The sequence below is a fragment of the Candidatus Hydrogenedentota bacterium genome, from assembly GCA_019637335.1.
Classification (GTDB): domain Bacteria; phylum Hydrogenedentota; class Hydrogenedentia; order Hydrogenedentales; family JAEUWI01; genus JAEUWI01.
This window is the reverse complement of record JAHBVV010000015.1, coordinates 110,352-129,299: the sequence shown is the minus strand read 5'-3', so window position 1 is coordinate 129,299 and position 18,948 is coordinate 110,352. Positions and strand designations below refer to the sequence as shown.

Below are 18,948 nucleotides of genomic sequence, written 5' to 3'. Positions count from 1 at the left end.
GGAGGAATTGCATTGGCCCCGGAGATGGAATCAATATCCCATATTGCGGGGGGGGCGGAGTATGCGTATCGAAGGATCGCGTTTTTTTGACTTTTGCTGAGGGATGGGGGCAGTGGGGCCGCGAATTCTGTTGACAAATTTCTGCTTTGGGGCGAGACTAAAGGAAAGGCGCGCTCTCCGCTCCACGTGGGCCCGTGTTGGGGAGAGGAACCATGCTCACCCGCCGTGCTCTCGCTTTCTTCTGTTCCGTCTTGCTGGTGGAATTGCTGTTCTTCACGGCGTGTCCGTTGAACCCGCAGGTGGGGCCGACTGCGGCCTTCAGCGGGACGCCGACGAGCGGTCCCGCACCGTTGACGGTGGAATTCTCGGACTCGTCTTCGCGGGGGAGCGCCGATATTGAGGCCTGGTCGTGGCGTTTTGGCGATGGGGGAATCAGCTTGGAGCAGCATCCCGCGCACACGTACATGCGCGCCGGCGTTTACAGCGTATCTCTGTCGGTCCGGAACTCGGTGGGTTCGGACGCCGAGGATAAGAACAAGTACATCACGGTAACGGGCGAGGGCGAGGGCGAGGGTGAAGGCGAGGGTGAAGGCGAAGGCGAGGGCGAGGGCGAAGGCGAGGGTGAAGGCGAGGGTGAAGGCGAGGGCGAGGGCGAGGGTGAAGGCGAGGGTGAAGGCGAGGGGGAAGGCGAGGGTGAAGGCGAGGGCGAAGGCGAGGGTGAAGGCGAAGGCGAAGGTGAACCCTTCAATGAGGATCTGCCGATAGATGCGGCCGAGGTGGCTCCGGATCTGGACTCGATGGCATCGTTTGATTATGTGGATGCGCGTATCACGTTTCCGGGGGTCGCGGCGGCCATTGTTCCTGCGAACGGGCGGCGCTATCACCAGCTTCAGTTGCAGGGGGCGGGCTATACCGACTTCGAGGGCATGCCGCGATTGCCATTCTATCCGTTGATGATTGCGATGCCGATCGATCCACAGACAAAGTCGGCGGTTTCGTACGATCTGACGGTGGCGGTGGAGGATGAGGTGGAGATACCGGACATCCACGCCATACCGGTCCAGCCGCCGTCTTTCCTCGAGGAGTCGAATCTGGCGGAGTCGGTTCGGCCGGACTTCACGATGGATGCGGCTTTTTATGCCAACGGCCAGCCGTGGCCGCCGATGCGCCACGAGACGGCGGAGTACACAGCCGGGAATCTGCGGATTCTGGAGGTTCGAGTCTTTCCCGTGCGCTACGATCCGACGGCGCGGACGGCCCATTTGGCGACGGCGATGCGGGTGTGGGTGACCTTCGATCTGGTGGCGGGTGTGCAGGCCCCGACGGTTTTGGGCGACTACACGGGATCGGGGGAGGAAAGCACGGACGCGTGGATGCTGGGGCGGCTCATCAATCCGGACAGCGTGCGCCGGGTAAGCGCGCCCGACCTGGTGAATCAATTGCCCCCGCTCGATTCCGTGATTCTCTGGGACGAGGGCTACGAGCTGTTGATCATAACCCGGCCTGAGTTTTCGAAGGGGGCGCGGCGGCTGGCGCGGTTGCGTCAGGAGTACGGGACGCGGGTCCGGCTTGCGGTCTTGAGCGAAGCCTCGTACCCCACGCCGTTGAGCATTCGCGATTTCATTGCCGGGGCGGACCGGGACAACCGGCTGCCGACGGTGTATGGGAGCGAGCCGCATGCGCTTGCGGCGATTCTGCTGATCGGCGATACGGATTATCTTCCCACGTGGGCGGGGATGAACGTGCGGGGGCACGCGGACCCGGAACCGGGCGACGATCCGGTGAACAAGGCGGGGACGGATGTGTATTACGCGCGGCTCCGGGGGGGCGATGACGTGCCCGACGTGGCGCTCGGGCGGATTTCGGTGGAGCCGCCGACTTCGACCTCCGACCAACTTCAGGATGTGGTGGACAAGATCGAGCGTTACGAGAGCGGGGCGGCGGGCGACCACCCGACGCACATGGCCACCTACGCGTTCTTCCATGATGTGCCGCGGGAGCATGCGGTGTTGACCGGCACACTGAGGGTGAGCAATGGCAGTACGCTGGTAACGGGTGCGGGAACCGTGTTTCGTTCGGAGCTGCTTGTGGACGACTGGATCCGGATCTACTGCGAGACCTGCGGCAGCCGGGAGGAGGCGCCCTGGTACCAGGTGGCGAGCATCGCGAGCGATACGAGTCTGCGGCTCACCCGCAACTATCGGGAGACGTCAAGCGCGGGGTTGACCTTTGAGATGGGCTGGCAGGATCACATCGACGACTGGGACTTCATGCTTGCACCGGAGCAGGTGCGGGAATTCATGACGGCTCGCGGGGTGACGGTGCGCTATGGATACGCGCGCTACCCGGGTATCGAGCCCCACCTGTTGCATGATCTGAGCATATTGGCTCCCGATCTGCTGGCGTATGGGTGGAACCCGTCGACGGCGGAGCTGCAGAACAACTGGCGGGACGGAATTGACGGGATTGTGTTCCACAGCGATCACGGGGAGCCCGCCGGATGGCAGCACCCCCGGCTGATGCGGGGCGATCTGGTGGCGTTGAGCGTACCGGCGACCGGGTGGTATCCCATCGTGCTGAGCATTAATTGCAGCTCCGGCTATTTCGACAATGAGACGGACGTCATGCGGGATGGCGCGGGCGCGCTCGCGCCCGATACGGCTACCTTGCCGTGGGATGAGAGCTTTGCGGAGGCGGTGGTGCGCTTTGCGGACGGCGGCGGGATCGCGTGTATCGCGGCGTCCCGCGGGAGCGACTCGGACAAGAACCACGAGCTCTCCACCTTGTTGTTCTCCGCCATGTATCCGGACTACCCCCACGGCGCGGTTCCGTGGCACATGTATGGCTCGCATGTGCGCCTCGGTGCGGCGTTCCGGGACGCTAAGTTCCGATTGCACCGGATCATCACGACGGGCTGGAACGAGACGCAGGCCGATTACAACGAGCAGATCTACCACCTCTTCGGAGATCCCATGTTGCGCATGCGCCTGCCGAACCCGTAGGGCGCCTGGCGAGAGATTTCTCGAAAACGCCATGGTGATGGCGGGGTCGTCCGGGGTCCTGTGCCGGCGCACGGTGCGGGCGCGGTGGACCTTCGCGGGCCTGCCGCCCGCGCCACGATGTCGCCCGATGGCTCGCCAGGCGTATTGGGGAGGGAGAATTCGGCAACGGGCGGGACTTCCACTCCAGGCATTCGGGAGCGCCCCATGTGCGGCGCGTGATTGCTCCGGGGCCTGTGGCGGCGTCCGCCGCGATTTCAAATCCCCGGCGCAATGGGGTACAATGCCCGCTCGATTCATATTGCGAGGAGACGCCGTTGCTGCGGGGATATATCATAATCGAAACCGACGGGCGCAAGGTCCCCGTGGAGGAATCGCTTGTCATCGGCCGAACCGCGGATAGCGGCCTCATGATCGAAGACAACGCGGCGTCCCGCCGTCACATGGAGATCAAGGCGCGCCCGGACCGGTTTATCTGGAAGGATCTGGGCAGCACCAACGGCACGCTGGTCAACGGCGCCAAGATGCTCGCGGGCGAGCTGAAGAACGGCGACACGATCCAGATTGGTGAGACGACCCTCCGGTTTGAGGTCCACGGCCGGGCCGAAGCGTCGCGCCCCGCGGAATCCGGCGGCGGAACCGGCGAGGAAAGCCGCCTTTTCACCGAAACCATCATGGACGCCCACGGGCAGGTCCAGAAGCAGGAAGCGCCGAACAAGACGACCAAGCTGCTGGAAGCGGTGTATTCGGTCGCCAACGAGATTGCGACGAACTACGAGCCGTGCAGTCTGATGGATGGCGTCCTCACCAAGACCCTCAAGGCGATTAACGCGCAGCGCGGGGCCATCTTTCTGGCGGGTCCCGCGGCCGAATTACTCCCCTGCCCGCACTGCGGCGCGGTGCACAGCATCGCCAACGGCAAGCTGCAGCAGGCGCGCATTGGCGACATCCAGATCAGCAGCACGGTGGCCTCCCGGGTCATTCGCGACGGGGAGAGCGTGCTCTATCAGGACACGGACAGCGACATGGAGTTGAACGCGTCCGAAAGTATTATGTCCTTGCAGTTGCGATCGATCATCTGCGTCCCGTTGCGCGCCAAACACGGCATTCTGGGCATTCTGTATATCGACTCCGATCGCCAGGACCAGAATTACTCGCACGACGACTTGCTGCTGGCGGCGTCCGTGGGCAACAGCGCGGGCCTCGCGCTTGAAAACGCGCATATGCACCAGGAGATCCTGGAGAAGCAGCGCATCGAGCAGGATCTCGCGACCGCGTGGACGATCCAGGAAGGCTTCCTGGTCAAGGAGTGGCCCCAGGAAGATCCCCGGTTTGATGTTTACGGCGAAACCCGCCCCGCGAAGACGGTTGGCGGCGACTTTTATGATTACGTCCGCCCCAACCGCGACAAAATCGGTATATTGATCGGCGATGTGAGCGGAAAAGGCGTCCCGGCGGCGTTGACCATGGCGCAATTGCTCGCGCAGTTTCGCCTGCTCGCCCGGGACCTGGACGCGCCCGGCGAGGTGCTCAAAGAGCTGAACCGCGGGCTGGTGAAGCGCAGCCAGCGGGGGATGTTCTGCACGCTGTGCTACCTGACACTCGACTTGACCAGCGGGCACGTGGTTTGTGCGAACGCCGGCCACCACCCGGTGCTCCGGGTAGGCCGGACGGAAGTCAGCACTTTTGGGGACGCCACGGGGCCGCCCGCGGGCATCCTGCCCGAGGGGCCGTGGGTGGAGACCCGGGCCATTATCGACCCGGGCGACACCCTCTTGCTCTACACGGACGGCATCGTGGAGGCGCGCAGCATGACGACCCTCATCGAGGGGGCCACGCCATCGCCCCCGGTGGAATACGAGGAGGCGGGGCTGATGCGGTGCGCTTCCCGGCAATTCGGGAAGCCCGCGCGCGCCCTGATCGATGCCGTAATCCTGGACGTGCAACGTTACACGGCGCCGGCCGCGCCGCATGACGATTGCACGATGATGGCCTTGAGGTATGCCGGTGGAAGGTAAGGACTTATCGATAGTGTTCCGTTCCGCGCCGCGCCTCCTTTGCGATGTGCGCGCGATGGTGCGCAGCTACCTGTTGAATCAGGGCGTTGCGGAAGACCGCGTGCAGGAGATAGTCCTGGCGGTGGACGAGGCCTGCACGAATTCGATCCGGCACGCGTACCGGGGGGCGGATGATCGCCCGCTGGAACTTTCGCTGGATTCGCGGGATGGATGGATAGAGCTTGTATTGCATGACGATGGCGTTCCGGCCCCCTACGAGCGCGTGCGGCGCAAATCGGAGGAGGACATCATCGCCGAGGCCCTCACGCCGGGCGGCCTGGGAATGCACCTGATTTACAATGTTTTTGATGACGTCGAATTCACGCCGGGCGCGGCGGCGGGCAACACCGTCGTAATGCGACTGCGAAAAGTGTAACATACGGATACCGGCCAACAAGTCGGCCAGGCGCGCCGTGTGGGGCGGCGCGGGGCTATCCAGACCGTATCGGGCAGTTTGGCCCGGGCGGGCCTTTTCCGGAGGCCCGGGCCCAGCCGGCCGCGACATTATAAAAGGTAATATTGCATGGCGCTTGAACTGAATCAGACCGAACAGGACGGCAATTGCATTGTCGCCGCGAAGGGCGAGATCGACCTGTACTCCTCGCCGCAATTGCGCGAGGCCATTCTGAAGGCTTGCAAGGCCAAGACGCGGAAGGTCGGCATAGACCTGCGGGACGTCGGCTATATGGATTCCTCGGGCGTGGCGACGCTGGTGGAGGGACTCCAGGCCGCGGGCGGCGCGGATTCCTTCGCGCTGGTCGCGCCGTCCCAGCCGGTGCTGAAGGTCCTGCAGCTTTCCCGGCTCGACTCCGTGTTTCCAATCGTGGAGCAGTTGTAGCCGCGGATGTCTGCCCTGCTCGGAAATACCGGCCGTTCCACGCTGAACGCCCTTTACGCGGCCTCCACGGTTTGCGTCCTGATGGTGGACACCCTCAACTGGGTTTTCTGGCAGCCTCTGCGGGGCAAGGGCCTGCGTATCCGGAGCACGGTCGAGCATTTCGTCGAGTTCGGCGTGCGATCGCTTCCGATTGTGGGGCTCATCTGCGCGCTGATCGGGGTGATCATGGCGCTGCAGGGGGCCTACACGCTCCAGAAATGGGGCGCCACGCAGCTTATCGCCAACCTCGTCGGCATTTCGGCGCTTCGCGAGCTCGCGCCGCTCATGACCGCGATCCTCATCACCGGCCGTTGCGGCTCCGCCATCACCGCCGAAATCGGCACCATGAAGGTGGCCGAGGAAATTGACGCGCTCAACGTGATGGGCCTGAACCCGACGAAATTCCTCGTCGTTCCCAAGTTCCTGGCCATGCTTTTCGCCGTACCCTGCGTTACCGTGCTCGCCATGCTGATCATGATCCTCGGCGGGGCCTTTGCCGGCGTTGTGCTGGTCGGCGTCGACCCGATGGTGTACTACAACCAGACCGCCAGCGCGCTGACGCGGATGGACCTGATTTCGGGTCTTATTAAGAGTTTCTTCTTCGCCGTCACCATTTGCTGGGTCGGCGTTTTCCGCGGCTTCCAGGTCGAGGGCGGCGCGGAGGGCGTTGGCCGGCAAACAACATCCTCCGTTGTAACTTCGATCCTGATTATCATCGTCGTGGACCTCATCTGGACCGCGCTGTTCTTCTCCCAGTAGGCTCATGGATACGAAACCCGACAACATACTCGAAGTACGCGACCTGCGCGTGAAATACGGCGAGCGCACCGTGCTGGACGGCGTCAATATCACCGTGCGGCGCGGCGAGGTGTTTGTGATTCTCGGCGGCTCCGGCTGTGGCAAGAGCACGCTCCTGCGCAATCTTGTCGGGCTGATGCGCCCGCACTCGGGCCAGATCCTCTTCAACGGCCAGGACTTCACCAGGATGACCGACGAGGAGCGCATCGAAGTCCGGAAGCGCATGGGGATGTGTTTCCAGGGTTCCGCGCTGTTCAACTCGATGACGGTGGGCGACAACGTGGCGCTGCCGCTCCGGGAGCACACGAAGCTCGATCCCTCGACCATCGATATCATGACGAAGATCAAGCTGCAGCTGGTCGGGCTCGGGGGGTTTGAAGGCTTCATGCCCGCCGAGCTCAGCGGCGGCATGAAAAAGCGGGCCGGGCTCGCCCGCGCGATGGCGATGGACCCCGACATCATTTTTTATGACGAGCCCTCCGCCGGCCTCGACCCGATTGTCGGCGCGGGCCTGGACATGCTTATCCGGAAGATGCAGAGCACGTTCAATTTGACCAGCGTGGTCGTCACGCACGAGATGGAAAGCGTCAAGCTGATCGCGGACCGCATCGTGATGCTCGACAAGGGCAAGGTGATCGGGCTGGGCACGCTGGACGACATTCAGAATATCGATCATCCATTTATAGAGCAGTTTTTCGCGCGGCGCCCCGATGCGGAAGGGGAGGATACCGCGAAGTACCTCCAATCCCTGACAGGTGCGGACTAGCGGCGCGGGCAGCCGCCGTAACGGAATTGCCACGCGTGCGCGCCGTTGGGCCGCCGCGGCGTAGAAGTGGAGCAAGGAGGCCATGGCCGTAAAAAAGTATAGTTTCACCCAGACGGAGATTACCGCGGGCCTGATGGTGATCATCAGCCTGGCCGTGGCGGTGGCGTTTGTCGTCGTGATCGAGCGCTTGCAGCCCGAGCCGGAACGCAAGGTGCTGTATGCGCGCTTCACGAGCACGGTCGGCCTGGGGAACAACGCCCTGGTGCGATTCGGCGGCGTGGAAGTGGGCCGTGTGGCGGCGGTCACCTACGATCCCGATGACCAGTCCCGGATCCTGGTTGAGGCCCGCGTGGATCCGCGCGCGCCGGTAAACGCATCAAGCATCGCGACGATCGAACAGGTCGGCCTCACATCGGAGAAGCACCTCGAAATCTCCACGGGCACGCCCGACGCGGCGCTGCTTCCCGATGGCGGCGACATGCAGGTCGTCAACAGCGGCTACGGATTCATCGACATCCCGGACGTGGACGGCCTGGTGGGCGGGAGCGAGCAGCTCATCGCCGACGTGCGCGACTTCCTTGGCGTGGAGGCCGCGAAAAAGGCGGAGGCCGCCGGCGGGGATGAAATGGCGAGTATCGAGCGGATCGCCGCCGATGTGCGCGCCTTTCTTGGCGTGAAGAAGGCGATTGAAAAGGCGCAGGCCGAAGGCGGCGAGGCCATCAACGTGGCGCTGCTCGCCGAGGATCTCCGCAGGCTCCTCGGCGTGGAGGCCGCCATCGAGACCGAGGCGTCGGGCGGCAAGGAGTTCGCCAGCGTTTCCCGGATCACCGGCGACGTCCGCGACCTGCTCGGCGTCGAGGAGGCGAAGGCGAAGGCCGCCGGGGGCGGCCCGGATCCCGCCAACGTGGAGAATGTGATCGCCAGCGTCGATTCCATGCTGGACGGGTACGACCGGCAGATCGAGACGATCCTGGACAAGGTGCCGCCGCTGCAGGAGTCGGCCACGCGCGCGCTGGACGGCGTCGCCCGGACGGTCACGGACAACAAGGCGAATATCGATGGAATAATCAAGAATCTTAACGAAATCACGGGCACGGTAAGCAAGGATCTGGAGACGCTCCTGGTCACCCTCGAACAGACGCTGGCGCAGGTGAAGGACCTGACCGGGGAAACCCGCGACCTGGTGCACTTCAACCGCCCGGCGATCGAGGATCTCGTTGGCGATCTGGGCAACACCATCCAGAGCCTGAACGTGCTGCTGGAAGAACTGAAATCTCACCCGCAGTCGGTGCTCTTCGGGCGCCCGGAGAGCGGGCGAAAGTAAGGGCAGGCGCCGTGGCGCGGGGTCCGGCGGGCCCGGACGCCGGGCGCGCGCCCGAGGTAGGAGAAACTATGAAGCAGATCATGTTCCTGGCCCTTTTCGGGGCCATCGCCGCCGGTTGTGTAACATCGGGCGGCCCGGACCTCTACACCCTGAACATGGCCCCCTCGGCCCAGGCCGGGAGCCCGGTGAACATCGCGGTGAAGCGTCTTCGCGTGGCGGAGCCGCTGCAGAACAAGCGCATTCTCATTAAGAAGAGCCCGACGGAAGTGGAGTACTACGCCGCCGCGCAATGGGCGGCCAGCCTCGACGAGCTGCTTGCGGAGAAGCTGTCGGCGGAGTTTGGCCCCACCGATCCGGAGCGCCGCTCCTACGTGATCTCGGGTGTGCTGCAGGCTTTTGAGCAGGTGGACAGCCCCGGCGGCGCGGAAGCGCACGTACGGCTGGCGGTGGAGATACGCGAGGCGAGCGCGAGCCACTACTCGACGCCCGCGCTGGCGAAAACGTACACCGCGCGGGGGCCCGCGGTTTCCGCGACGCCCGGCGGTGTGGTGCTGTCCCTGTCGGACTTGCTGGAAACGATCGCCCGCGAGATAGTGGCCGACGCCGCCGCGCTCTAACCTCCGGAGCGGCCGCCCAGGCCGGAAAGTGACGCCATGACGGTACAGCCCGAATCCCACGATCACCTGTCGGACTACGAGCGGGCCGTTTGCTACCACAACCTGCCGCGAACGAACAACTCGCTCACCATGGGTCTGATAACGGCCTATCTTGTGTGCATTGCGGAAGCGCTCGGCGCCATTTTCGTCGGCGTCTATTTCGACAAGCCCGACTGGCTGCGCTATGGCGCGATTGCGTTTGTGGCGCTGATTGTCTTCGGCATTGTGGTGTTCACGATACGCGCCTTTGTGGCCGAGCTACGCGCGCGCCGGGTGCTCGCGGCCGCGCACGGCGTGCCCGACGCCCGGGAATCGGCACAGGATTTTCCCGACCCCTTTGCGGACCACATTCTACTCCGGCACCCCGCCCATGCCCGTGGCACGCTTTTCAGCCTGACCGACAATCACGACACGAGCGGCTACACGGTCGAGGCCGACCCGAGCCACCGTTGGTGGAACATTACCGACGCGACTTCCGGCGAGGTAATTCGCGTGGTGGCCGGGGGCGGCGGGAAGAGCTTCCGGATCGGCGGCGCGCTTCCCTCCCGGGCCCGCGTTTTCCGTTGCGAAAAAGAGGTTGCCCTGCTCCGGCGCCCCATCACGCTGAGCGATCTGGAGGTGGAGATCGAGTCCCTGCAACCGGAGCGGGCGCTGCTGCAGTTGAGAAGCAAGGGCTTTTTCGCGGATAATCGCCTCGTGGGCCGGGTTTACAACCTCCGCGGGTCGTGCTATCTGGATATCGACAAGCATTACTTCAACGATGGTGTGCTCGCCTATTACGTAACCATGGCCTAGCGGCCGCGTTTGACATCGCACGCGCGCCGCCAGGGCAGCGCAATAGTTGAGGGCGCCGCGCCTCCCGCGCGCGGCGTAACGGGTAGCAATCGGGCCGGAATGGTCCCGGGGAGTCTGAACGCCATGAATTTCCTGAAGTGTGTTAATGCAACGTCGCTGGCGGCGGCCTTTTTTCTGGCCGCCTGGTGCCAGACCGCCCAGGCCGGCCTGGATTTTGACGCGGGCCGCTGGCGCCTCGAACTCAACAATGATTTTGGCGTTCACCAGGGAAGCCGGGACCGCTCCGGGGATTACAGCCTGAACGTCGTCGCGGAGTACGAAGTGCCGGCGACCAGCCGCACGACCCTGGGCCTCCGCCTTCTGCCCCTCTTCGTGTACACCCAGGATGAGCATCGCGACCGCGATCTTTTCCAGCGCTGGTTCGGCGACAACGATCACGAGGACGGCGACACCGTCTGGGGCGGGGGTATCGGGCTCTCAGGGCGAATTTACCAGGTGAAAGACGAGTACCGGGGCTGGTTTGCGGAAGCCGGTATTACGGCGCTTGTGCATGCCGGCAAATTCAACGGGAATAATTCCAACCTCAATTTCCTGAGCAATATCGGTGTGGGCTACGCGTTCAAGTCCGACTGGCACGTCCAGGTGCACTACCAGCACATCTCGAATGCGAGCCTCGGCAGCCACAATTCCGGCGCCAACGCGCTCGGAATTGGAGTTGGCTTCAAATTCTGAAACGATACCCGAAGCCGTAACACATGGGCGGGATGAAGCAGCCACCGGTGTGAATGCGTGTTTCGGTCAAGAATAGCCTGAATCGCAGGATCGCGGACATTTCCGCCACGGCGGACCATCGGCGAGATTGTGGGGCGTCGTTCTATCGACGCGTTGCGGAGCGCTGTGGTACACTCCGCGCATGCCTGACGGCAAGCTCTCCGAAATTGTACGCCGCGTCTGGGGCTATGACGCGTTGCGGCCCTTCCAGTCCAGCGCCATGGAGTGCATCATGGCGGGGCGCGATTCGCTTGTGGTGCTGCCCACGGGCGGGGGCAAGTCCCTGTGCTACCAGGCGCCGGCCCTGGCCCGCGACGGGATGGCGGTGGTCGTTTCGCCGCTGATTTCGCTGATGAAGGATCAGGTGGACAGCCTTCGGGCGGTGGGGGCGGGCGCGGCGTGCATCAACAGCAGCCTGACCGCGCGGGAGCGCCGCGAGACCCACGAGGCCATCCAGTCGGGGGCGGTGAAACTGCTGTATGTGGCTCCCGAGCGGGCGGTGAAGCCGGATTTCATTGCGTACCTCAAGAAGCGGCCGATCTCGTTTATCGCGATTGACGAGGCCCACTGCATCAGCCAGTGGGGCCACGATTTCCGGCCGGAGTACCGGGCGCTGGAGAGCCTGCGGGAGGCCTTTCCGGAGGTGGCCTTTCACGCCTACACCGCCACCGCGACGCCACACGTGCGCCAGGACATCTGCGCGGCGCTCAAACTGCGCGATCCGGAGATCATGGTGGCTTCGGCCGACCGCCCGAACCTGATCTACGCCGCCGAGCGCCGCACCAACGAGCTGGCGCAGGTGATGGAGGTTGTGGAGCGGCGCCGGGGCGAATCGGGCGTCATTTACTGCATCACGCGCAAGAAGGTGGAGGAGCTGGCGGCGGCGCTGACGGATCGCGGCCACAAGGCCCTGCCCTACCATGCGGGGATGAGTCCGGAGGAGCGGCAGCGGAACCAGGAGGCCTTTTCGCGGGAGGGCGCGGAACTCATCGTGGCGACGGTGGCGTTCGGCATGGGGATCGACAAGCCCGACGTGCGCTACGTCATCCACACCGGCATGCCCAAGACCATCGAGCACTACCAGCAGGAAAGCGGGCGCGCGGGCCGGGATGGCCTGGAGGCGGAATGCCTGCTGCTCTATTCCGGCAGCGACTTCAACCTGTGGAACTTCCTGCTGAAGGATCTGGACAGCGAAGCAATGCGCATCGCCCAGGCCAAACTCCACGACATGTACAACTATTGCACGGCGGTCGCGTGCCGCCACCGCGTGCTGATGGAGTACTTTGGCGAGAAGATCGACAAGCCCAACTGCGGCGCCTGCGACCTGTGCCTGGGCAATGCGGACCTCGTGAAGGACGCGCTGGTGGTGGCGCAGAAGATCCTCTCCTGCGCCGCGCGGCTCGGCCCCGTCGCGGGCCCGAGCTACACGACGTTGATCCTGCAGGGGGCGCGGGAGCACCGCGTGGTGGAGAAGGGACACGATCAGCTTAGCACCTTCGGGATTCTGGCGGAGCACGACGGCCGGACCATCCGCAACTGGATCGAGCAGCTGGCGTCCCAGGGGTACCTGGAAAAGACCGGGGAGTACAATATCCTCCAGGTCACCGCGCGGGGGCGGCAGGTCCTGCGCGGTGAGGAGACCCCGCGCCTGCTCGCGCCCGCGGAGACGGCCCGCGCCCCCCGCCGGGCTTCCGCCGCGGCCGCGAAGTCGTGGGACGGCGTGGACAAGAAGCTTTTCGAGCGGCTGCGCGCGCTCCGTCGCGAAATTGCGCAGGAGAACGGCGGGCCCGCCTTCGCGGTGTTTGGGGACGCGGCCCTGCGCGACATGGCGCGGAAGAAGCCGAAAAACGAAGTGGAGTTCCTCCAGGTGAGCGGGGTCGGCGAGCGGAAGTGCGCCGACTATGCCGCTCGTTTCCTGCCGGTGATACGCGAGTTCGCCGGCGCTGGGGCTGGGCGGGCGCCGAAGTCTAAACAGGGCCGGGGGGGCCGCATCCAGGCGGAGGCGTTCCGGCTGTTTGCCGCTGGCTGCGACCTTGACGAAACGGCGGATCACCTGATGGTGACGGCGCGCCGTGCGGCGAAGTACCTGCGGGAGTACATCGAGGAAAAGGGCCTCACCGACCCGACTCCGTGGATGGACCCCGGCCTGGCGGACGACATCAGCATCGCCGCCGACGAACTTGGGTTTGCGGCGCGGGATGACATCCTGGAACGCCTTGGCGGCGCGGCTCCGGGCGAGTTGGTGGACGTGGTGATCGCGTGCATGAAGAATGAGGAAAAGCCGGGGGCACCGGTGGAGAAGCGGTAGGGGGGTCGGGTACAGGCTTTCTGTAAGAGGAAGGGGTTGCCGTAGGCGGATTCGGTCCGCGTGGCGGTGCCGTCGCCGGTGTAGATGGTGGGCGCGCCGTAGTCGGCGTATTCGTAGCGCTCGCGGAGCGCGCCCGAGGCGTCGGCCAGGCCGACGACGTTGAAGAGGTCGTCGTGGAGGTAGTAGTGGTCCTCCATCCCCGCGGCGCCGGGGTCGGTGTCGCGGCGCATCTGCAGGACTTCGTCGATGTATTGGCCGTAGACGTAGCTCGCGGTGACGTTGCCATTGCCGTCGAGCTCCTCGATGACGCGGTGGCCGTCGTAGACGAAGTAGGTGGTCTCCGCGACGCCGTCCTCGAAGGTGGTCTCGGCCACGCGGCGGCCCCGGGCGTCGTAGGCGTAGCGCCGGCCGATGGTGGATTGCTCGCCGGTGGCCGTGGGGTCGAAGAAACGGACATCGTCGAAGAGGTAGTCCGCCTTTTCGCCCACGCCGAAGCCGATGTCCGTGCTCGCGTTGGTGAGGGTCGTGTCCGCGCTGAGGACCTGGGTCAGCGTGCCGCCCCGGGGCCCCCGGCTGACGGTGAGTGTGGCGCCGTCGATGGCGATGGCGATGTCGTACCAGACGCCCGCCTCGCTCACCGCGCCCGCCGTATCCAGCACGGTGACCTCATCCGCGTCCCACTCGCGCAGGCTGATCGCGTTCGGCGTCACCACCAGCGCCACGTACTCGTACTCCCCCACTTCCGCCGGCGGAACGGGCGCCTGCTGGAACACCTTCATCAGCGCGAGCCCATAGTACTCCGGCCCGTACTCGTCCTCTGTATCCGGGTCCCCGTCCAGGTCCTCCACATCCAGGAGGGACTGGTAGGAGAAGCTGAAGGTCTCCAGATCCTGGGGGACGTTGCCCCGGACAATGCGCCCGCCGAAGTGGCCGTGCGGTTGCCCGCCGGCTCCAGCGTGTAGGTCTCGCTGTCGGAATGTGTAAGTTTTTGCCTAACCTGAGATAGAGCGTGGGTTCAGGTGATTGCGAGACCGGTACAATCAGCCTTACATTTTCAGAAGTGGCTTTAGCTCATCTATAAAGAATGAAAATGATTCGGAAACGAAGTACATGTTCTGCAGATCAGAGGATTGAGGAAAGAAGTGCTTGTGATCCCAGTAGTACACCCCGTCTGCGTTCCCATCTAGTAATAGGACAAGAAAGTTTGCGCCGGGGTCGAGGCCAATAATGAGTGCGTTCTCTGGAAGATCTTCGTTGAATTCATCCCACGAAGAAAAGAGATCAGCCCAATTGCGCCCCGGATGTACTCCAAGAAGAATATGCAATGCAATGTCTTGCTTTAGGCCTCGAACGTAGAAACAGCGATCAAGTGCCTGAGCTCCGTTCATGTCCCTTAAGAAGGCCTTATAATCGGCGGGTAATGGGAAACCAATGTCCGACTCAAGTTTGGCGATATCTGCATCCAATGCCGGCGGAAGGACTTCTTGATGCATGCCATGCAGTTTAGCAAATCTCACTCGACGTTTCTTTCGTAATATTACTTATCCCGTAGTGCATTATTTATACGCTCTATTCTGGCTTTAGATGCTCCACCCGAGTGTGTAAATCTAGCATTTACACTAGCCGACATTCTTTGCATAGTCGTCATGTCTTCATGGTGATGCCAAGTCTCCCACGGTTCCAGCGGTTTTCCCGACTGCGCGTTTGCCTTTGCAAAGTCTGTAGTGTAATCCCCTTGCATATCCGTAATTTTGACTTCCTCAGTTACATGACCGGAAGCCTTGAAATCAGGATACCCATTTCTGTAGAGGACAGAGTTTCCATAGCCATCTATGTATTCAACAGTTCCGTCGGCATGCTGCCTAACCTTGCCACCTTTCTTTACCCACTTATCTATGACGGGCGCGTGCTTCGGCTTGGAGATCCTGGAGATATCGCCAATCACATTCCCGTTGTTCAGGGTAACATATATTTCATCGCTACTACCTGCCAACTGTCGAGCCAGATTGGCTGCCTCATCGGCACCATCCACCATCATGACAACGGTTCGCGTGCCACGAATCCCCCGGGTAGCTCCTGCTATTGCTCTTGCCGTCCCTTTGATGACCTTGAAGACTTTTGTTGGGGATACGACGAGGACAATTTGTGTTCCCGCATAGGCAGCATTGTTTCCCTGCGTGTAGAGGTCAAGGTCGCCATACGGCTCTACCATCAGGATTTCGTTGTAAAACGCGGCCGCGATTGGTCCCGGACTGGTGTGAACCTCCCTCAGCGGCCCCGCAACTGCCGTTTCATGAGCGTCGCCGAAAAAGCCGAAGACTGCGCGCGCGGTCTCGCCGAATGACTGATGAAACTCTTGTTCCCCAAACGGATCCAGGCGCGACCAGGGGTTATTCCCCACGTAGGAATAGGGGTTTCCCAGGTTGTTCGCATCCCCCCAGAGCCCGATGGTGTCGCGGGAGATGAAGCGGCCGAGGTCCGGGTCCATGTAGCGGGTGCGGTAGTAGTAGAGGCCGGTGCCGGCGTCGAAGCGGCGGCCGTTGAAGAGGTAGGCGTTCTGGAAGGCCGAGGCGGCGAGGGGGTTGTTGGCGGCGTCGTAGACGGCGGGCATGCCGTAGTCGGCGTATTCGTAGCGCTCCCGGAGCGCGCCCGACGCGTCGGTCAGGCCGACGACGTTGAAGAGGTCGTCGTGGAGGTAGTAGTGGTCCTCCATCCCCGCCGCGCCGGGGTCGGTGTCGCGGCGCATCTGCAGGACTTCGTCGATGTATTGGCCGTAGACGTAGCTCGCGGTGACGTTGCCGTCGCCGTCGAGCTCCTCGATGACGCGGTGGCCGTCGTAGACGAAGTAGGTGGTCTCCGCGACGCCGTCCTCGAAGGTGGTCTCCGCCACGCGGCGGCCCCGGGCGTCGTAGGCGTAGCGCCGGCCGATGGTGGATTGCTCGCCGGTGGCCGTGGGGTCGAAGAAGCGGACATCGTCGAAGAGGTAGTCCGCCCTTTCGCCCACGCCGAAGCCGATGTCCGTGCTCGCGTTGGTGAGGGCCGTGTCCGCGCTGAGGACCTGGGTCAGCGTGCCGCCCTGGGGCAGATCGTTCATCGAGCTCAAGGAGGCGCCCGAGGCCAGATGAACGGATTTCAACTGTCAATGAGCGGTGGAGGCCTGTCTGGCCAATATGGGTGGGGTCCCTAGTTTTTCAGCGCAGTCTTTCATGACGCGTTGCGTCACCCGTTAAGGATGAAACACTGCCCCTGACTGTTGGGGCTCTACTGGAGTCTCGCACGCTCAAGCCTTCGCGGCGGAGCCGCGGAGCTTGAACGTGGCGCCCGTGGCTCCTTTTGAAATTACGGAGCAGCTTTTTCGGGCACAGCCTCGGGCTGGTTTGGCGCCTTGGTTCCAGCGTTTGGCGTCTTTGCCAGCCCGATGCACTCCCCCTGTTGCGCTCTAGTGCGCGCGTGTATTAAGGTTAGCGGAGCATTCCCAGAAGTCGATTGCCAACCAGGGAGATCCTGAGATTATGCGTAAGCCCGTTGTTTTTGCCGCCTGTGGCGCCGTACTGATGAGCGCCTTCGCCGCCCACGCCGATTTCGACAAACCGGAAGTAAAACGCTGGACGAAGATGGAGGTGAACGACCAGGGCGAGCTGAAGGAGGTGAAGTACATGACGATCGACGGGATCATGGTGCACGAGGACGATCCCGCGATTGTGCCGCAGCCGAAGGTGGTGGATCCGGGGCCGGCGCCCGCGGGCGATTTCATTGCCGCGGCTCCTTCGGACGCGATCGTGCTGTTTGACGGGACGAGCCTGGACAACTGGACGGCGACGGATGGGACGCCGACGAAGTGGATCCTGAAGGATGGGGCGATGCAGCCGACGGAAGGCTCGGGCTACATCCAGTCGAAGCAGGAATTTGGTTCGGTGCAGCTGCACGTGGAGTTTCAGACGCCGGCGCAGGTGGAGGGCGATGGACAGGGCCGGGGGAACAGCGGCGTGTTTCTGATGGGCCAGTACGAGATCCAGGTGCTGGATTCGTACAACAACACGACGTACCCGGACGGGCAGTGCGCGGCGCTGTACGGGCGGCACATCCCGCTGGTGAACGCGTGCCGCAAGCCGGGCGAGTGGCAGAGCTACGACATTATTTTTCACCGTCCGATCTTCGAGGGGGACAAGGTGGTGAAGCGGGCGACGTTTACGGTGCTGCACAACGGCGTGCTGGTCCACGATCACGTGGAGCTGACGGGCGGCACGGGCTGGGAGGGCGGCAGCTCCATCAGCGAGTACGTGCCCCATGGCGATACGGGCCCGATCCAGTTTCAGGATCACGGGAATCCGGTGAATTTCCGGAATGTGTGGGTGCGGCCGCTGGCGGACTGAAGCCGCGTTGGACATTCGGCGGAATGGCGGATCGGGAGGGTGCGCATCGCGTGTGCCTGCTTCGACGGGATGGGTTCGCCCGGAGCGTCTGCAGCCTTGATTTTTCTCAGACAGGAATGTCTGAGTCCCTCAAAGTCATCCCAGCCAGCCGCGTTTGCGGAAGTAGAGGATCATGCCGGCGGATAGCGCGAGCATGAAGCTCCAGACGCCGAAATAGCCCCAGCGCCAGGCGAGCTCGGGCATGTGCTGGAAGTTCATGCCGTAGACGCCCACGACAAACGTGAGCGGAATGAAGATGGTGGCGATGATGGTGAGCACCTTCATGACCTCGTTCATCCGGTTGCTCACGCTGGTGAGGTAGGTGTCGTGCATGCTGCTGAGGATGTCGCGGCAGGTCTCGACCATGTCGATCACGCGGATGGTGTGGTCGTAGACGTCGCGCAGGTAGACGCGGGTTTCGTTCCGGATGAGGGGGGAATCCGTCTTCAAAAGCGAAGAGACCTCTTCGCGGAGCGGCCAGACGGACTTGCGAATGAAGAGGATTTCGCGCTTGAGGCGGTGAATTTCCTGCATGTGTCTAGGGGCGGGCGCGGTGACGATTTCGTCTTCGATGATCTCGATGTGGTCGCCGATTTGCTCCAGCGCCACGAAGTATCCGTCGACCACGGCGTCCATGAGGGCGTAGGCCAGGTAGTCCGCGGCCATCCGGCGGATGCGGCCCTTTCCGGTGCGTATCCGCTCGCGGGCGGGCTCGAAGTCATCGCCCTGGCGTTCCTGGAAGGAGAGCACGAAATTGCGGCCGAGGATGAGGCTCATGGTCTCGATTTCGATATCGCGGTGATCCGGGATGTAGTTGAGCATCTTCAGCACGACGAAGAAGTAGTCGTCGAACTCTTCGGTCTTCGGGCGCTGCGAGGTGTTGACGATGTCCTCGAGGGTGAGCGGGTGGATCTGGAAGCGATCGCCGAGCGCGCCGATGAGTTCGACGTCGTGGATGCCGAATACATTGACCCAGACGACGTCGGCGCCATTGTCCGGCGGTCGGCAATCGGCCAGGGTGGCGTCCCGGATTTCCTCCACGCGGTCGGCCGAATAGCGCATCACTTCGAGGTGCGTCTCATCCTGTTTTCGCTCGCCGATGAAGATGGCGGTGCCGGGGGATTGGCCGGCCTTGTTTTCGAAGGGCGATTCGCGGTGGGTCTTCCGCCGGCGTTTGCGTCGCAT

The 18,948-nt window shown here is 63.3% G+C and carries 15 protein-coding genes and 1 pseudogene; 12 read left to right on the top strand and 4 right to left on the bottom strand.

Annotation, left to right across the window (positions count from 1 at the left end; genetic code table 11):
- The first annotated feature begins 212 nt into the window (after positions 1-212).
- The 11 genes and pseudogenes from KF886_16395 to recQ all read left to right on the top strand — a co-directional run bounded on the left by KF886_16395 (position 213) and on the right by recQ (position 12,976).
- Positions 213-3,002: a PKD domain-containing protein gene (locus KF886_16395; protein MBX3178936.1), complete on the top strand. Its 2,790-nt coding sequence runs from the start codon at positions 213-215 to the stop codon at positions 3,000-3,002.
- Positions 3,003-3,316: 314 nt separating this feature from the next.
- Positions 3,317-5,017, top strand: coding sequence for a SpoIIE family protein phosphatase (locus tag KF886_16390; protein ID MBX3178935.1), 1,701 nt, complete (start codon positions 3,317-3,319; stop codon positions 5,015-5,017).
- Positions 5,018-5,030: 13 nt separating this feature from the next.
- Positions 5,031-5,432 carry an ATP-binding protein gene (locus KF886_16385; GenBank protein ID MBX3178934.1) on the top strand — a complete coding sequence of 134 codons (402 nt, stop codon included), beginning with the start codon at positions 5,031-5,033 and terminating at the stop codon, positions 5,430-5,432.
- Positions 5,433-5,579: 147 nt separating this feature from the next.
- Entirely contained in the window at positions 5,580-5,894 is a 315-nt protein-coding gene (locus KF886_16380; protein ID MBX3178933.1) for an STAS domain-containing protein, read from the top strand.
- 6 nt (positions 5,895-5,900) lie between these two features.
- A complete protein-coding gene (locus tag KF886_16375; protein MBX3178932.1) occupies positions 5,901-6,692 on the top strand; it encodes an ABC transporter permease in 792 nt (263 codons plus the stop codon).
- 25 nt (positions 6,693-6,717) lie between these two features.
- Entirely contained in the window at positions 6,718-7,497 is a 780-nt protein-coding gene (locus KF886_16370; protein ID MBX3178931.1) for an ABC transporter ATP-binding protein, read from the top strand.
- Positions 7,498-7,579: 82 nt separating this feature from the next.
- The gene (locus tag KF886_16365; GenBank protein ID MBX3178930.1) at positions 7,580-8,821 is read left to right on the top strand and encodes an MCE family protein; all 1,242 of its coding nucleotides are present in this window, start codon (positions 7,580-7,582) and stop codon (positions 8,819-8,821) included.
- Positions 8,822-8,889: 68 nt separating this feature from the next.
- Entirely contained in the window at positions 8,890-9,438 is a 549-nt protein-coding gene (locus tag KF886_16360; protein ID MBX3178929.1) for a membrane integrity-associated transporter subunit PqiC, read from the top strand.
- A 36-nt stretch (positions 9,439-9,474) separates the two neighbouring features.
- Complete coding sequence (locus tag KF886_16355) at positions 9,475-10,272, top strand: hypothetical protein (GenBank protein ID MBX3178928.1); 798 nt, start codon at positions 9,475-9,477, stop codon at positions 10,270-10,272.
- A 123-nt stretch (positions 10,273-10,395) separates the two neighbouring features.
- Positions 10,396-11,004 carry an acyloxyacyl hydrolase gene (locus tag KF886_16350; protein ID MBX3178927.1) on the top strand — a complete coding sequence of 203 codons (609 nt, stop codon included), beginning with the start codon at positions 10,396-10,398 and terminating at the stop codon, positions 11,002-11,004.
- A gap of 181 nt (positions 11,005-11,185) precedes the next feature.
- Positions 11,186-12,976: pseudogene (recQ, locus tag KF886_16345) on the top strand (DNA helicase RecQ).
- A 116-nt stretch (positions 12,977-13,092) separates the two neighbouring features.
- Here recQ and KF886_16340 read toward each other — a convergent pair.
- From KF886_16340 to KF886_16330, 3 genes are all read right to left on the bottom strand, one after another.
- Positions 13,093-14,199: a hypothetical protein gene (locus tag KF886_16340; GenBank protein ID MBX3178926.1), complete on the bottom strand. Its 1,107-nt coding sequence runs from the start codon at positions 14,197-14,199 to the stop codon at positions 13,093-13,095.
- A 198-nt stretch (positions 14,200-14,397) separates the two neighbouring features.
- The gene (locus tag KF886_16335) at positions 14,398-14,868 is read right to left on the bottom strand and encodes an SMI1/KNR4 family protein (protein MBX3178925.1); all 471 of its coding nucleotides are present in this window, start codon (positions 14,866-14,868) and stop codon (positions 14,398-14,400) included.
- Between the two features lie 20 nt (positions 14,869-14,888).
- Entirely contained in the window at positions 14,889-16,445 is a 1,557-nt protein-coding gene (locus KF886_16330) for an HNH endonuclease (protein MBX3178924.1), read from the bottom strand.
- A 418-nt stretch (positions 16,446-16,863) separates the two neighbouring features.
- Here KF886_16330 and KF886_16325 point away from each other — a divergent pair, with 418 nt between their 5' ends.
- Positions 16,864-17,724 (top strand): DUF1080 domain-containing protein, encoded by an 861-nt coding sequence (locus KF886_16325; GenBank protein MBX3178923.1) that lies wholly within the window; start codon positions 16,864-16,866, stop codon positions 17,722-17,724.
- Between the two features lie 135 nt (positions 17,725-17,859).
- Here the strand turns inward: KF886_16325 and corA are convergent, their stop codons facing one another.
- On the bottom strand, positions 17,860-18,948 hold the full coding sequence (corA, locus tag KF886_16320) for a magnesium/cobalt transporter CorA (protein ID MBX3178922.1): 1,089 nt from the start codon (positions 18,946-18,948) through the stop codon (positions 17,860-17,862).

Excerpts from the sequence above, each read along its gene's own strand:
- KF886_16395 (MBX3178936.1), top strand. The coding sequence starts at position 213 with ATGCTCACCCGCCGTGCTCTCGCTTTCTTCTGTTCCGTCTTGCTGGTG.
- KF886_16380 (MBX3178933.1), top strand. The coding sequence starts at position 5,580 with ATGGCGCTTGAACTGAATCAGACCGAACAGGACGGCAATTGCATTGTC.
- KF886_16375 (MBX3178932.1), top strand. The coding sequence starts at position 5,901 with ATGTCTGCCCTGCTCGGAAATACCGGCCGTTCCACGCTGAACGCCCTT.
- KF886_16365 (MBX3178930.1), top strand. The coding sequence starts at position 7,580 with ATGGCCGTAAAAAAGTATAGTTTCACCCAGACGGAGATTACCGCGGGC.
- KF886_16360 (MBX3178929.1), top strand. The coding sequence starts at position 8,890 with ATGAAGCAGATCATGTTCCTGGCCCTTTTCGGGGCCATCGCCGCCGGT.
- KF886_16355 (MBX3178928.1), top strand. The coding sequence starts at position 9,475 with ATGACGGTACAGCCCGAATCCCACGATCACCTGTCGGACTACGAGCGG.
- KF886_16350 (MBX3178927.1), top strand. The coding sequence starts at position 10,396 with ATGAATTTCCTGAAGTGTGTTAATGCAACGTCGCTGGCGGCGGCCTTT.
- KF886_16330 (MBX3178924.1), bottom strand. The coding sequence starts at position 16,445 with ATGAACGATCTGCCCCAGGGCGGCACGCTGACCCAGGTCCTCAGCGCG.
- KF886_16325 (MBX3178923.1), top strand. The coding sequence starts at position 16,864 with ATGCGTAAGCCCGTTGTTTTTGCCGCCTGTGGCGCCGTACTGATGAGC.
- corA (MBX3178922.1), bottom strand. The coding sequence starts at position 18,948 with ATGCGACGCAAACGCCGGCGGAAGACCCACCGCGAATCGCCCTTCGAA.